The organism is Ascidiimonas meishanensis, from assembly GCF_037782385.1.
Classification (GTDB): domain Bacteria; phylum Bacteroidota; class Bacteroidia; order Flavobacteriales; family Flavobacteriaceae; genus Ascidiimonas; species Ascidiimonas meishanensis.
Window position 1 is genome coordinate 524,464 of record NZ_JBBEXD010000004.1, and the last position, 14,945, is coordinate 539,408.

The 14,945-nt window shown below is 34.9% G+C and carries 11 protein-coding genes; all 11 read right to left on the bottom strand.

The window, feature by feature from the left end:
• Positions 1–28: 28 nt before the first annotated feature.
• On the bottom strand, positions 29–616 hold the full coding sequence (locus WBG07_RS09925; RefSeq protein ID WP_340200830.1) for a DUF1287 domain-containing protein: 588 nt from the start codon (positions 614–616) through the stop codon (positions 29–31).
• 854 nt (positions 617–1,470) lie between these two features.
• The gene (locus WBG07_RS09930) at positions 1,471–2,016 is read right to left on the bottom strand and encodes a hypothetical protein (RefSeq protein ID WP_340200832.1); all 546 of its coding nucleotides are present in this window, start codon (positions 2,014–2,016) and stop codon (positions 1,471–1,473) included.
• 40 nt (positions 2,017–2,056) lie between these two features.
• Entirely contained in the window at positions 2,057–2,656 is a 600-nt protein-coding gene (locus WBG07_RS09935; protein ID WP_340200834.1) for an O-methyltransferase, read from the bottom strand.
• A 102-nt stretch (positions 2,657–2,758) separates the two neighbouring features.
• On the bottom strand, positions 2,759–3,556 hold the full coding sequence (locus WBG07_RS09940; RefSeq protein WP_340200835.1) for a PP2C family protein-serine/threonine phosphatase: 798 nt from the start codon (positions 3,554–3,556) through the stop codon (positions 2,759–2,761).
• Positions 3,557–3,567: 11 nt separating this feature from the next.
• Entirely contained in the window at positions 3,568–6,321 is a 2,754-nt protein-coding gene (locus WBG07_RS09945; protein ID WP_340200836.1) for a serine/threonine-protein kinase, read from the bottom strand.
• 187 nt (positions 6,322–6,508) lie between these two features.
• Complete coding sequence (locus tag WBG07_RS09950; RefSeq protein ID WP_340200838.1) at positions 6,509–9,028, bottom strand: protein kinase domain-containing protein; 2,520 nt, start codon at positions 9,026–9,028, stop codon at positions 6,509–6,511.
• Positions 9,029–9,122: 94 nt separating this feature from the next.
• Positions 9,123–10,244 carry a hypothetical protein gene (locus WBG07_RS09955; protein ID WP_340200840.1) on the bottom strand — a complete coding sequence of 374 codons (1,122 nt, stop codon included), beginning with the start codon at positions 10,242–10,244 and terminating at the stop codon, positions 9,123–9,125.
• A gap of 4 nt (positions 10,245–10,248) precedes the next feature.
• Positions 10,249–10,809, bottom strand: a complete 561-nt coding sequence (locus WBG07_RS09960; RefSeq protein WP_340200841.1) for an RNA polymerase sigma factor — start codon at positions 10,807–10,809, stop codon at positions 10,249–10,251.
• A gap of 1 nt (position 10,810) precedes the next feature.
• Positions 10,811–11,686, bottom strand: a complete 876-nt coding sequence (locus WBG07_RS09965) for an LEA type 2 family protein (protein WP_340200842.1) — start codon at positions 11,684–11,686, stop codon at positions 10,811–10,813.
• A gap of 9 nt (positions 11,687–11,695) precedes the next feature.
• Positions 11,696–14,041 carry an FHA domain-containing protein gene (locus WBG07_RS09970; protein ID WP_340200844.1) on the bottom strand — a complete coding sequence of 782 codons (2,346 nt, stop codon included), beginning with the start codon at positions 14,039–14,041 and terminating at the stop codon, positions 11,696–11,698.
• Positions 14,042–14,046: 5 nt separating this feature from the next.
• The gene (locus WBG07_RS09975) at positions 14,047–14,877 is read right to left on the bottom strand and encodes a M48 family metallopeptidase (protein ID WP_340200845.1); all 831 of its coding nucleotides are present in this window, start codon (positions 14,875–14,877) and stop codon (positions 14,047–14,049) included.
• Positions 14,878–14,945: the final 68 nt, after the last annotated feature.

Below are 14,945 nucleotides of genomic sequence, written 5' to 3' on the forward strand. Positions count from 1 at the left end.
TTTTGCAAAATTACATAAAACAATGTTTTTAAGACTTATCATACGTATAATGTCCCGTAATCTTAAAATCAAATAAGCAATCCTGCAACACTTGCCCGGCTCCAATATTATGGACAATTAAATATTGGTTACTACTAGTTGATTTTCTGTCTACTACAATTCCAATATGGGTAAGACCTCTCCCCAAATCCCAAGAAACAATATCACCTGGTTTGTAGTCTGATGCATTGGTAGTTATAGGAAGTACTTTGCCATGGCGTTCAAAAAACTTCATCAAGTTTGGAACCCTTCTATGGTCTATGTTTTTATCTGTAGTTTTTAATCCCCAATTTTTAGGATAGGCTGCGAAATTAGCTTTCATATCCTCATGAACTTCTTTTTGCAGATCGATACCTAGTTTTCTATAGGCTCTTATCACTACATCTGTACACACCCCTTTACCTGCAGGAACATCCCCATTTGGATACGCCAAAGAAAAATAAGAACCATCGTAGACCACCTCATCTTGAGTAAGCAGTACCGCAGCATTTGATAGTTGTTCATAAAAGTTGTCTTGAGCGACTAGGGTTAAACTCAATAAGCCAAAAATAACAGGTAGTACAAAGTTTTTAATCATCTCTTTAGTTATTAAAAAACAGTTTCTTAAAGATAAGAAAGCTTCCATTTTTCCTAACCAAACGGCAAATAGTATGCCTATTATTTTTAATGAACGTGAGTTCGATCTAATTTCAGTTTTATTTTTAACCCTAAATAGGGTCTTTTATTTATTAAAATTGTTGCATATGAGTTACTTAACGTGAATTCAATATAACCTGCATAAAATATAGTTTCAAAATTTTTAAATTATTTTAATCTAACAATCTTATTTTTAGATGATTACTTTCATTTTCTTTGCTCGCACAAAGAAAACGAAACAAAAGAAAGTGCGCTTTTCCAGAGGTGTTTTTAGCCCAAAAGGCTAAAACCGCATTCGTTTTCCTAAATTTTTTCCAAGGCTTCAAAAATTTCTAACGGAAAAGGCCTGCTACACTGCGGAAAAGAAAAAAATCCATAAAAAAAGTAGTTTTTTTTACATCGAACTCAGGTTACTTACGTTCATTTTCTTTGCTTGTCCAGGGGCGAACGTAAAGAAAACAGCTAGGAGCTGTTTTTAGTGAAGCAGCAAGGCGGCGCGGGGAAACCAAAAGAAAAGACACTTTTTAGTTCACTAAGTTCTATTTTCTGTAAAGGAGTTCATGAATTTACATTTCTCCAAGGTTGCGAAAATTCTTAACAGAAAACCTTTTTATACTGCGGAAAAAGACAATTTCGAAATCGATTTTAATTCTTATTTACGTCGAACTGACGTTAATGAAGGAATGGAAAGTTTACACATTGCTGTAATTTCTAAACAGATAGGAATGCTAGAAACGAATGAAACACAGTAAGGGACTAAAATGCCAACTGCGTCTTTGTACAACCCATTTATGGTTACAATATTCTTAATGAAAGATATTGATCTGCTAAAATCAAAACCGAACTCGTAACCATCACAATGAAAATAGTAGCTAGCTGAAATTTCCAATTAATATGATGTTTTTTTGATGTACTGTAGACCAGATAAAATAAAACGGTGCTTATAATGATGGGTAACGTAAAAGTTCCTATTTCTAAAAATACACTTATTCTACCTTCATCATTAAGGCTTACAAAATTCATGATGCTGGCTAAAAACCGCATGTAAAATGTGATAAATAAAAACGGATATATGTATTTATTCCAGTTTCGATATTTTAGCCATAGAAACGCAATGAATGCTTGCAGCAAGGTGATTAGTGGTCCGGCAGCGGAAATTATAGCTTCCTGCCCTTTGGTTGGATTCTCACCGTTGGCAAGAGATGTTGTATTAAGCTCCATAATGGTTTTATAACCATACAATTCGCTAGTTGCCCAGTGCGCAAATTCATGAATAATCCATGTAAAAAAGACCGCAAATATTCCAATCAATATATATGCGGGAGTTATTTTTTTATCCAATTTATTTAATTTGTACGCTTTTTATGCTCGTTGATCTATATTAGATTTGATATTTTGTTTCGTGTTTTTTAGCTGCTATGATAATTCCGGTGGACCAGTTCATTTTAGTTAAATTAAAGTCGTCTCTATTTTCTAGATACACAACAAGTTGGTCTACTTTCTGTTGATGACCCTCTGGCCAGTTAGCTTGCGCTTGCATATCATCAATTACGTATAATCCTCCTATTTTCACTAGCGCTAAAACCTCTTCCAGTTCACTGTATTTTCCGGGCCAGGCATCGGCAAATATCAAATCAAAACCATCGCCAGCATAATTTTTTATCCATTCAGTGCCATCTTTACATATAATTTTGACTCTGCGATCTGTTCCAAAATAGTGCTCCGCTATCGCAATTAGTTTAGGGTCATTGTCAACTGTAATAAGTTTTGAATCTGCATCCATTCCTTCAATCATCCAGGATAAAGACAAGCCTATACCCGTGCCCAGCTCTAAAAAATTTCCTTTTGGCTTTGAGGTCATCAATGTCTTTAACAAAGTTCCAATATAAAGATCTGAAGGCATTGTAAAGCCAACCTCCTTAGACTTATTTTCTATTGCTGAATGTATTTGCGGTTTATTATGAATCTTTGAATCGTTCATTTTTTATTTTAAATGTGCATTAATTACTAAACTAGCATACTCATTATAATTCCTTATAAAGCTACTTGTTTTTTAAATCATACAGAATTATCTATCCCTGTTTTATATCCCTAACTTTTTAAGAACGCTTTGAAGTTTATGTTTGTAACCTAATGTTTGTATCTCTTTTACCTTGAGAAGGTACATAGAGAAATTATCTTTTGTTCTTCCTTTTGCATTCTCATAAACCAGTGTTTTAATAGCTTCTGGTGTTGCTGATTCTTTAAACCAATCTTTTATTTCTTTTGCTCCAAGATGCTCCAGAATACCGTCTGTACATAATAGAAAAAAATCATTGGGCTCAATAGTTTCAATAATTTTTTGATCTAACCTTGCTTCTCTTCTACCATTCACCGCCCGTGTTATTACATTCTTTCTTGGGTGACTGGCAGCTTCTTCTTGAGAAATCTCTCCCATATCTATCAAACTCTGTACTTCTGAATGATCTTTTGTTTGATAAAGAACAGCCCCATCTCTTATATGATAAATACGACTATCACCTACCCAGCCAAATACCACTTTATTGGAATCAGGTAGCAGGAGTAAAATGGTAAGCGTACTTGCCATCCCAGAACATTCGGGATACTCATTGATATAAGTATGCAAAAGTCCTTCTACATACCTAAGTCCTTCTTCTAAAAAATCATTACCTATATGTGCAGCATCCTTTTGTTTAAAGTAATCTGGAAAATATTTGCAGATAAGTGAAGAGGCTACCTCTCCTTTTTTTTGACCCCCTACACCATCGCAAACCAAAAAAATCTTATTATTTTCTTGAGGTTTAGAAGGATACACGGCATCTTCATTATGTTCTCTACCACCAACTTCATGTAAAATGGCTGGCTTGAATAATTTTATCATAGTGCGCTGGTCTAAAATTTTTCTTCAAGTTGTTGACAGGCGGTTTTATAACCATTATTACAAGACTTTTTATACCAGAACTCTGATCTTGAAAGATTTCTTGATACTCCTTTACCATAGTAATAATAGTAGGCTAAATTGTATTGGGCTACCTCATTATTCTTATCTGCAGATTTAACAAAAAGGGTATACGCAGTACGCTGGTTTTTGGGACCTCCAATACCTGAACCATACATTCTGCCTAATTCATTTAATGCACTTGCGTGATTTTGATCTGCAGCTTTCTGATACCATATTCTTGCAGTAGAATTACTTTTAGAACCGCCAAGACCATTTTCTATCATATAAGCGGTCATAAATTGGGCCGAAGCATTCCCTTTACTGGCAGATTTCAAGAAGTAAGATCTTGCCAAATCATATTTCTTCTTACCGACAGTTCCATAATAATGAAATCGTCCCAAGGCATATTCTGCAGATTCATAGCGCTGTGCTGCCGATTTTGAATACCAGTGAAAGGCACTATCTAAGTTTTTCTCATTGCCTAATCCATTTTCAAACATATACCCATAATTATATTGGCCAGTTGCATATCCTAGATGAGCAGATCTACCGTACCAGTAAGCCGACTTTTTATTGTCTGCCGGGGTTAATACATTTCCATAAATATAACCTGCTTGTACTTGAGCTGCTTTATGGTCTTGCTCTGCAGCTTTTAAAAACCATTTTAAAGAACCTTCCTTATCTACAGGTTCTCCATTTCCAGAATACTTTAAACTTCCCAGATTATAAGCGCCATATTTATTGTTTTTATTGGCTGCTTTTGTATACCAAATCTTAGCTTCTGCATAGTTTTCTTTCCCTTCATAAATAGTTCCTAAATTATTCATGGATGCAATATGATCATTCTCAGCCGCCTTTCTATACCACCAAAGTGATTCATCCAGATCTTTTTTGGTAGCTCCCTCTAATCCGTTTTGATAAATCCATCCCAACATATGTTGTGCTTCTATACTACCTTCTGCTGCCGCTTCTTTATAGTATGCAAAAGATTTACTCATATCTTTTTTAATTTCATCACACCCATAATAATAAAGACGTCCTAAACCATTGATGCTGCGTTCTTGTTTAATGGCAGCTCCTTTTTCATACCAGACTAATGCCTCTTTACAATTCTTGTCTACTCCTAGACCATATTCATATTTATAGGCCAGATTACTTATCGCAGAAGGATGCCCTTTCAATGCTGCTTTTTTAGTTAGATCAAAAGCCATTTTAACATCCTTATCAATAATGTAGCCACTGGTAGCCATAATTCCATAAAGGTTTTGAGCTTCTGCTTCACCAGTGTCTGATAACTCTTTAATCTGATCTAGCGATTGTTTGAAATAGCTTAATGCCTTAATACTATCTATAGGCACACCCTGCCCATACATATGCATCCAGCCTAAATGGAATGCTGCCATATCATACCCATCGGCAATAGCTTTGTCTGCATAAGTGATACTTTTTTCATAATCACGTTCTACACCTCTTCCATGCTGTGCCATTAAAGAAAGGAAATAGTATGCTTTACCCGAATCATATTCTGAAGCTTTTAAATATTCTGCATGTGCCTCATCAAAATTTCCCTTTTTATAATACTCCTCAGCATTTGATAATAATTTGTTGATATTGGCATTTCTGTTCCACCAGAAACCTCCTGCACCCGCAACAATAATCACAAAAAACAGCGCAACTATTAATGGAAGTTTAGACGTTGTCTTTTTACCTTTTTCAGGAGAAGATACTCTTACATGCTTTTGATTATTCCCAGTTTGATAGGCAGCGCTATCTGTAGGCAGAATAGTTTTTTCATCTGTTGCAACAGCGGTGGGAACTACAGTTCCAACCCCTTCTTTACCTTGAAGCATTTGCAGTAATTCTGAAGCGCTACCTATACGGTTTGAAGCTTCTTTTTGAAGACATCCATTAACAACTTCTTTATAGGCTTCCGGGAGTTCATTAAGGTCTAATTCCTTTTCAATGATTTCTTCACGAATTAGCTCATAGTCCTTTTGCGCTTCTCCAAATGGAAATTTCCCAGTGAGTAATTTATACAGAATAATCCCCAAAGCCCATAAGTCTGTACGGGCACTTATCTCACCATTGAGGCCAAATTTTTTCTTGAAAAATTGCTCAGGCGCCATATAATGCGAAGTTCCTACTCCTTCTGTTATTGACTGTTCTAGTGTTTTATCACTCAAGATGTCTCTGCTGATACCAAAATCTGTCACCTTAGAAACCAAACGTAGATTTCTGTCTTTGGTGAACAAGATATTTCCAGGTTTTAAATCACGGTGAATTACTCCTTGCTCATGTAAATAGGCAATAGCACTTACCATCTCCATGATGATGCGCTTGGTATCTTCTGGTGCTAAACCTTTCGCCATCAAATCAGACAAAGTACCTTCTCCTGCATATTCCATTACTAGAACAGGATAGCTTACGGTTCTCCCCATCATATCTACATGTTCCAGATATTCCAAACCATAATATGAAATAATATGTGTGTGAGAAAGACCATCTATCTTAGCAAATTCTTGTTCTAAACTGTATTTTTTTTGTCCGGTACTCCCCGAGGTTCCTCTGGATACCGCCTCTTTATAAATTTTAAGGGCTACCCAACGATTGGCCGTATTGATATCTTTTGCTCTAAAAACTTCGGCAAATCCGCCTTCGGCTATTAAATCTTTTTCAGGATCCCATTCGTAATGTGAAATTTTCATAATCTGGTTGGTTTTGCTAGAGATGCTATAAATTATAATTAAATATAAATAATATTGACTATCAACGTTTTATCAATTTTGAGTTTTCCCATACCTGTATCATTTCTTGTTCTGTTTTTCACTTTAAAAGTATTTAAGTTATACGGTTTATAATGGATAACCGTATTGAGAAAACGTCATCTTTTTTTTAGTTTTTAAAAATATTTAATTGCCATATGGTGGTTTCACCTCTATAATTACTGGTAACAAGTTCTTCTTCATTTTTAAAAATCAATGCATACAATACCGCAGTCCCAGATTTATCAATTCTCCTAATAACTTTCCCAGTTAAAGGGTTCCAAACATGAATAAGATTTAAATCGTTCGTGCCTTTTTGTCCGGCACTTGCTAATAATGGTTTAGTAGGATGAAAATCAATGGAACGGAATCCGATTTCTTCTTCCTCCAGTTTTCTTAGAAGCGTCCCGGTTTTAGTCTCAAAGATGTAGATGCCCTTTTTGGTTGCAGCGGCTAAAAGCTTCCCATCTGGACTATATTTTACATCATACACACTTTTGCTTAAGTTGAATGCTTTAATAACCTTCCCAGTTTTAACATCCCACATATATAAGGTGCTCCCAGATAGATTTGTATGACCGCTCACTAAGGTATCGCCACTAGCATTAAAAGAAAGGCTTAAGACGTTATGAAGGTTCTTTGTAGTGAAGGATTTAATGATTTTTTTCGTTTTTATATCCAGTAAGGAAATACGCTTATCAAAACCTCCAAGTGCGATGCTATTTTGTGCAGTGCTAAGTGCCATAGCTCTTATAAAATAAGTGCCTAAATTAATTTCATCAAGTAATTTACCGTTAGCAATATCTAGGAATTTAAGCGTGTGTTTTTTATCATTCAAATTATCACTATCCAAAGCAATTACTTGTTTTTTATCAGGGCTTGCAAAGGCCTGCATAGAACCTCTTACTTCATTTTTCCACCTAACAGAATCTTTTTGTGCATCTAACAGAGTAATATAACTACCAGAGGTGATAATGATATTTTCATTAGGAATGGAAGTAATAGAACGAACGTCCCAATTGGAATTTGAAGAACTTTGTAAAAAAACGTTGTCATTAATACTTATACCAGACCATGCTATTTGTAAGGTATCTGAAGTTTGGTTAATTAAGTGTACTTGTATAAATAGAAAACTTGTTAATAGGGTCATTCTAATCAATCCGCGCGTAAACCTTTTTGCAAGCGACGAGAACATCTTTTCTAAAAACAGTAAAACAATTCCTAAAACTAGCATGTAAGACAATAATGCCCCCCACTCTACCTTGTGCCAGGTTACCACAAATGGTAAAGCCAGAATATAAAATGTGTATATGACCGCAATGATGGTTATTATTTTTTTAAATCTTTTTGAATAAAGTAGTAAAAAACAAAACGGAAATAGAAAACTTGCAAGAAGCGCTAAAGAAGGTATTATATTATAGAAATCTATTACAATTATTTTTTGTATCACCTTCCAACCAGAATATAGCTGTATTTCGCCAGTGTTTGTTTTTGTGAAAGCAAATGAACCAAATAAAGAGACAAAGTAAGCTATTACTAAAAATAGATGTGCCAAAAAATAGCGTGCAGACGATACTTCAGCTCCTATTCCTTTAAAAAAGCTCCTTCCCTTAGGTTTTTGTTGTTTTATCGCTTTTCCTTTAACCGGATTTTGTTCTAATTCTTTTGTTCTTTCGTAGAAAGTAGCATCCTTTTTGGGCTGCTTTGTTTGATGGTATGTTTGAAAACTCTTTCCATTACTTTTAAGATGTAAACTATCTAGTGCTTCCAGTAATGTTCTAGCATTCTGAAGTCTTTTTGTGGTCTCTAAAAACATCATGCTATTCACCAGATTTTCAACTGGAATTGATATTCCAGGAATTTTAATGCGTTCTCCTTTTTCTCTATCGTGAATAGAATTGGGTGCATTTCCTGTAAGACAATAATAAAAAGTACCTCCTAATGCAAAAATATCTGTGTAAGGTCCAATCTTTGTTCGCTGGCTATACTGCTCGGGAGAGGCATAGTTAGGGGTGAAAATCATTGAATGAGTAGCACTCTTTTCTGAAATAAATCCCTTTGCGGTACCAAAATCTATAAGAACTGCTTCATCTTTTGTGTTGATAATGATATTATCTGGTTTAATATCACGATGTATGATTTGAAGCTTATGAATCTCATGGAGTCCTTTTGTAATTTGCCGCATATACTTTACAGCTTGTTGCTCGGTTAAAGACCCTTTTTCGGTTACCTTTTCTTTAAGTGTTTTTCCTTCTACAAACTCCATGACCATATAGGCCGTATTATGCTCCTCAAAATAATCTATCACATTTACCACCTGATGAACCCCATCTAGTTTTTGAAGTGTTTTAGCTTCTTTAAGAAATCGTTCTTTAAACTCTAGAAAGTCTTTGTTATCAAGACCCTGCAAAGCAACAGATGTAGTGTTTTGCTCTCTTATACACCCACCTTGAATAAAAAGTTCTTTTAGGGCTACGGTCACTTCAACATCGGCTTCCATTTGTCTAAACTTCTCGTCTAGAAAAACTTTCTTTTGGTATCTTGCTTTATAGGTTATTCCAAAACCACCACTTCCCAATTTATTCAAAATAGTATACTTCCCCTTTTGAAGGGTAATCCCTTTTTGTAAATGTTGAGGTGTTTGATTCATATGCTACTATTTGTGTTGATAAGATTGCTTTCTCTTATAGATAACAGAAAACTCTTTATGTCATCATTAAAAAAGCATTTTATTTCTCATCATACTACTCCCATATAATCAGTTGTTTTTTTATAGGAGTGCGGTTTCTAAAAAGTTTGGTTTTATCACTTTTTAGTAAGTCTAGGGGAATTAGTGGTATGAATTCTGTGGAATCTTCAAAAAGTTGATACAGCTTATCTTCCAATTGCAGGTAGTAAGTGCTCTTCCCTTTATAATCCAATTGCCAAACCAAGGTGCTTTTCATGTTAAGATCACCATTTATGGCTAATACTGTTTTGTCTTCTTGCTTTTCAAATCGATAGAAAACTCCAGCTTCTTTTTCTTTCTTAACAAACACTTTTAAATTAGATAACCTATTAGATTCCTCTCTGATATCTTTAATAACGATCTCTATTTCTTCTTGCGGTGTTGTACCAGGTATAAAATTTAGATTAGATGGTCTTAGTGGTGTTTTCTGTTCATTTATTTCAATAGAATAGTAATCGTTTTTTAGTTGTAAAACATAAGCTCCTTTAGTGGTACGTCCTACTTTAATGCGCAAAGCAGGAATAAGCGGATCACCGTAAAGTTGAAGCTGTTTCCCATTAAAGATATAAGATAGCATTGATGGATATATCACCGATTTTACATTGTCTTTTGCCAACGGTATCATTCCACCAAGCGATAGCACTGTTTCCTCAGCTTTTGGAAAGGTACTTTTGGTAATTGTATCTTTTGGTTTTTCTACTAATGGATCTTTATTCTTTTTTATTTTTTTAAGCTCTTCTCTTTTTATGGAGTCTTTATTTTCAATTTTTGGAGGTAAATCATCTGGCTGAACAATAGGAAAAGAGTTTTGATCTTCCTGATTGAAAATAAGAAACCAGCCCAAAACAACTATAGCTGCTATACTAATTCCCACTAGAACCAACTGCCTTACTTTACCTCTTCTGTCTTTTTGTTTTTTGTCTTGCTTAAACGCTTCATAATATTTAGGAAGCCGTGCTTTTAAACCATCCTCTTTTGTAGCTTCAAGCCCCTTATATATTTGTTGATATGCCTCCAAATCTCTTCTAAATGACGGACTCTTTTTTGTTAACTTTTCAAACGTGAGTTGTTCGTCTTCACTGAGCACATCATTGAGGTACTTATCAATCAGGTCTATATGTTCTAAATCTTCTTCCATGATTTTATTGCAATCTGATTACCTCTTCGTAAGACACATAACTTCTTAGTTTTTTCATACACCGCAACTTCTGCTGCCTTGCCGAATGTGCATCGGAATAATTGAACTGTTCTGCAATTTCCTGCATTTTAAGCTTCAGGCATACAGATGCCACTATTAAGGACTTACAGGGTTCTCCTAATTTTTCAAGTGCCCGCTCCATATACTTTTTAAGCGTAGGGATTCTACGAGTGATTTCAGGATTGAAATCTTCCTGCCTTCGGTCTATATTTACTACCGATCCACCTGGTTTCTCATATTTTAATCTACGATTTAATTGATTGTACCATTGCCGCTTACAAATTGCAAACAAATAGGTGCTTATTTTACTTTTAGCTTCATAAGAACCGCCCTTTAGTCTTCGGTAAAAAACAATAATTGCTTCCTGAAAAATATCTAAGGCGTCTTCTTCATTACCACTGTTTTTTAAAATCCAGCCTTTTACCATATCTAAATGTTCGTACAGATATTTCAAGTACTGTTCATTCCCTTTGTTTAGTTGTTCTATTATTTCTTGGTCTGTCATATTAAAATCCTGATAACAAGCTAAAATCTATGGGCATAGATTCTTCTATGGGTATGGCAAATGCATGACCCTTTATGGTAATTATAGCGGTACCTTTTACCTTCATATTTTCTTTTTTAGCAGATAATACTGCAAAAACTCCTTGCTTTAATAAACTCAAATTATGCATTTTAGCAACTACAGGAATATTGGTTTGTGTTTGAGCTGCCTGTTGAACTGGTGTATTTAAATTCCAGGAACCTAATTTATTGTTACTGCCGTTTCCATAAAAGTTAAGGTGCATTTGCTCTAAAGTATATTCAAAAGGCAGTGTGTTATTTACTGCAATGGTCACATTCATTTCTGTTTCATTAAAAGAGGGCACCTTTTGAATTGAAATTTCTTTCAACTTAAAATTTCCACCTCCGCTAAGTCTTTTATGAATTTCTTTACGGATAATCTCTTGTGTATTTAGAGTGATTTGATCGTTAATAGCGATATTAAAAGAATTCATAAAAAAATCTACCTTTCCATTGCCTTTTAAAGTGAATACAGAAGAGTCCTTTGAAATCAATTCCGGATAGTAATGGCTTAAGGTGGCCAACTCAATCTCACATCTCACCGGAAGGGATACTGTGTCTGATGCTGGAAGTTTGATCTCCTTATACAAATACCCGTTGCCTACCAAGGTGTCTTTATAATAAACTTTCATTCCAGATTGTCTGAGCTTGGTGCCTACGGTATTTGGATTGTAGATACTATAATTTATATCAATTAACAGTGTATCTACTTTCAATCCGCTAATCACAACCGAATCAATACCCAAAAACTCAGGCTTTTTTTTCTGGCAAGACACAAGCAGAAGAAATGATATAATAAATGTAAACTTTGTTTTCATGAGTCTGTTTTAAATTCGGTCTTTTCTTTTTAATGAAATGTAAATCAAACTATAGATGATGAGGTTAATTGCCATTATAACCAAAAGGTTTGCCTCTATACTGTCAAACATACTTCCTATAAGTGTGCCTTCATCTATTAATTTTGTATTGTATAAATCTAGCCTTGTCATTGCGCTTCCACCTACCAATTCGGTTTGCCCATTGGGAGTTGGCATTGGATATAAAACACTTTGAATATTTTCTTGATCCGGAAAATATTTATCTTGAATACGGGCAAATCCCTCCGTACCCCACCTGCCAAGTGTGGTAAAACTTAAAAGCTCTACCAGCGTATTGTCTATTTTATTCATGACTCCTGCCAGCATAATTTGTGGCATTAAAGCAATAGGAACAACCGTCATTACCTTTTCTGTACTCGTAAAATAAGAGGACAGGAACAACCCTAACAAGGTTGCTGAAAAAGAAATATAAAACATAAAGACAACGCTCGGGAAAAAACCATGTAAATAGGTTTCAGGATAACCAGAAGTACTATTGAATTTAAAATTGAGGTAAATAATACTCACAAAAATTAAGGTTTGTACCAAAGCGATTAAAGACAGTACCAACCCCTTAGAGAAAATGTAAGCATTAATATTCAAATTATACATTCGTTCTCTCCGGTATACAGAGAGTTCTCCTACTATTTCTTTTGCTGCATTACTCACACCAAACCAAATGCCTGAAATAGCCATCAAAAAGAGTACACCTGTGCTCATTTCATTAAAAACCAAGCATAAAAGGCATGCTATAATTACTGGCTGTGCTAAAAGTAATAATAGGTTTTCTACATCATTACGCTTAATACTAAAATAACGCATGGTAAGCCAATAAAGCTGCAAGAACCAGGAGTCGGGTTTATCTCTTTGAAGTTCTTTAACATGTTTACTTTCAAAAGTAATTTCTGGAGGTTTTTGATAATACTTGGAAACGAATATGGGATCACTCATCTTACTATAAACCTGTACAATAGAATCTGTGTCAAAATGAGTTGTCATTAAAGCGGCAGGGCCTTTATAAGTAAGATGCCCCTGAACACCCAAAAATATAACCTGATCTACATAATTCAAATCTTCTGGTTTATGAGTTACCATCACTATGGTAGTACCCTGTTTGGCTAAATTTCTTAGACTGCTTAGAAAATTATCAATAGTTTCTGGGTCTAAAGGTGAAGTAGGTTCATCTAGAAAAAGAATGGTGGGTTCTGTTAGCATTTCAACTGCTATAGAAACCCGCTTTCGTTGCCCTCCAGACAAATCTGAAACCTTACTTTTTCGTATGTCTTTTTCTTTGTCCTGATCTAGATTCAAGCTTTGGATCACTTTTTTAATTCGCCTATCGATTTCCTTATCTGAAGTATCATCTGGCAAACGCAATTTGGCAGCGTAATACAGGGTTTTATAAACAGTAAGTTCTTTATGAATTATATCGTCTTGAGGCACATACCCTATTTTCTTTTTAATGAGGTTAAAGTTCTCAGTTAAAGACAATCCATGAATGAGCACTTCTCCTGAAGTTGCCGGATTATCTCCATTAAGACACTTGAGTAAGGTAGATTTTCCGCAACCGGAAGGGCCCATTAAAGCGGCAAAGGTGGAATGGGGAATTTCAAGCGACATAGACCGCAAGCCAATTTTATTATTGGGATATTTTTTCTCAATGCCAATTGCTTTAATGGCATTTTCTTGTTCGCGCAAATTGGTAAGACCTGTAAGCAGATTGATTGCATAAAAGGAAATGGTGACCACATCGCTTTCCTTTAAGCGGGTTTTGGTTTTAAGTTCTTTACCATTTATTTGCGTTTTATTGGTAGAGCCTAAATCTTCTATCCAGTAACCACCGTTTTCAAAACTGATTTTTGCATGCCTTCTAGATACGGTAGGGTCGTTTAACACCAATTCGTTTGATGACATTCTACCTACATAAACTACTTGCTTTTGTTCAATAAAATCTTGAAAATTCTCTGATGACGGTTTTTTTATTTTATTTTTATTGCGTTCAATTTTCGCCTTATCATTTAAAGAACTCTCCTCTTTTTCAAGAAAACGAATTATTTCTGAAACAATTTTTACTTGATCTGTTTGCTGAATTTCAATCCATTCTCCTGGCTTGATCTTTTTTCCGTTTACATAGGTTCCATTAAGACTTTCTAAATCCCTAATAAAAATCTTTTCAGTATCCTTTCTAATTTCGGCATGTTTTCGGGAAGCAGAAGAATCGTCTATCTCTACATTGGCCCCGTGGCCTTTACGACCAATAGTTAATACTTCTGCATTTTTGAGAAGAATCTTTATATGCTGTGTTTTTAGATACATACGTTTTAGTTAGTGATGTATTCTTCAATGCAGTTCTTACGATCTTCAGCAAAGGGGTGTGTAGATTTGAGTTTATTTAGCAAGGTCTTGTTTTCGTATTTAGCAAGTTTATTGAAGAAGTCTCCAAATTTTGAGGGTTTATAACCAGCTTTCTTTGCCAATTCTACACCATATTTGTCTGCCTCATATTCATCAATTTGATCAAAAGGAGCAGAAAGTGTCGCATTGATATTCAGCGCAATTTTTTTAAAATCGTCTAGCTTAACTAAGCTTAAAAGATTAGAGGAAACCAACAATTTGGTGACTTTTCTTTGGGTATGTAGTTTCTCTTCGTGAGCTACTTCATGACCTATTATAAATGCTAATTCATCATAAGAATCTACAAAATCCAGTAGCCCCGTAGTGAGGTATACATATCCTCCCATGGTAGCGAACGCATTTATTTCTTCAGATTTTATAATATTTAGCTTGTAAACCGTGGCACTATTCTCCAAGTTGGCAGTAATCTTACTAAGAATGGTGGCGATATCATTTTTTGCCCAATGATTGGGAACTATGGTTCGCTTGCGGTTCATATCTCCAAAGATCTTCTTCCCCATAGTCTTACGTTCTGCATCGGAAATAGAGAGCATTGCGTCTAATGTGCGATTCTCAAAATTTTTAGTCCACATAATAGGAATATCCAATTCATGTCCGCAGTCTTTTAAGACCATTACCTCATCAAAACTTGTTTTGTAGTTTTCAATAATCTCCTGGATTTTTTCTTGGGTAATTTCTTGTGAAAATATAGAACAGATACTCCCTAAGAAGAAAAATAAAAATGCCGCTTGCCTCATGGTTTTTATAGTGTATAACCAAATTTATGAAATGTCATCATTTGAGATAGAAAAAGTTTAAATGAATG

What these genes read in the sequence shown, in the direction of transcription:
- WBG07_RS09935 (WP_340200834.1), bottom strand. Translation starts at nt 2,656, where the DNA reads ATGAACGATTCAAAGATTCATAATAAACCGCAAATACATTCAGCAATA.
- WBG07_RS09960 (WP_340200841.1), bottom strand. Translation starts at nt 10,809, where the DNA reads ATGACAGACCAAGAAATAATAGAACAACTAAACAAAGGGAATGAACAG.
- WBG07_RS09965 (WP_340200842.1), bottom strand. Translation starts at nt 11,686, where the DNA reads ATGAAAACAAAGTTTACATTTATTATATCATTTCTTCTGCTTGTGTCT.
- WBG07_RS09950 (WP_340200838.1), bottom strand. Translation starts at nt 9,028, where the DNA reads ATGAATCAAACACCTCAACATTTACAAAAAGGGATTACCCTTCAAAAG.
- WBG07_RS09970 (WP_340200844.1), bottom strand. Translation starts at nt 14,041, where the DNA reads ATGTATCTAAAAACACAGCATATAAAGATTCTTCTCAAAAATGCAGAA.
- WBG07_RS09925 (WP_340200830.1), bottom strand. Translation starts at nt 616, where the DNA reads ATGATTAAAAACTTTGTACTACCTGTTATTTTTGGCTTATTGAGTTTA.
- WBG07_RS09955 (WP_340200840.1), bottom strand. Translation starts at nt 10,244, where the DNA reads ATGGAAGAAGATTTAGAACATATAGACCTGATTGATAAGTACCTCAAT.
- WBG07_RS09945 (WP_340200836.1), bottom strand. Translation starts at nt 6,321, where the DNA reads ATGAAAATTTCACATTACGAATGGGATCCTGAAAAAGATTTAATAGCC.
- WBG07_RS09975 (WP_340200845.1), bottom strand. Translation starts at nt 14,877, where the DNA reads ATGAGGCAAGCGGCATTTTTATTTTTCTTCTTAGGGAGTATCTGTTCT.
- WBG07_RS09940 (WP_340200835.1), bottom strand. Translation starts at nt 3,556, where the DNA reads ATGATAAAATTATTCAAGCCAGCCATTTTACATGAAGTTGGTGGTAGA.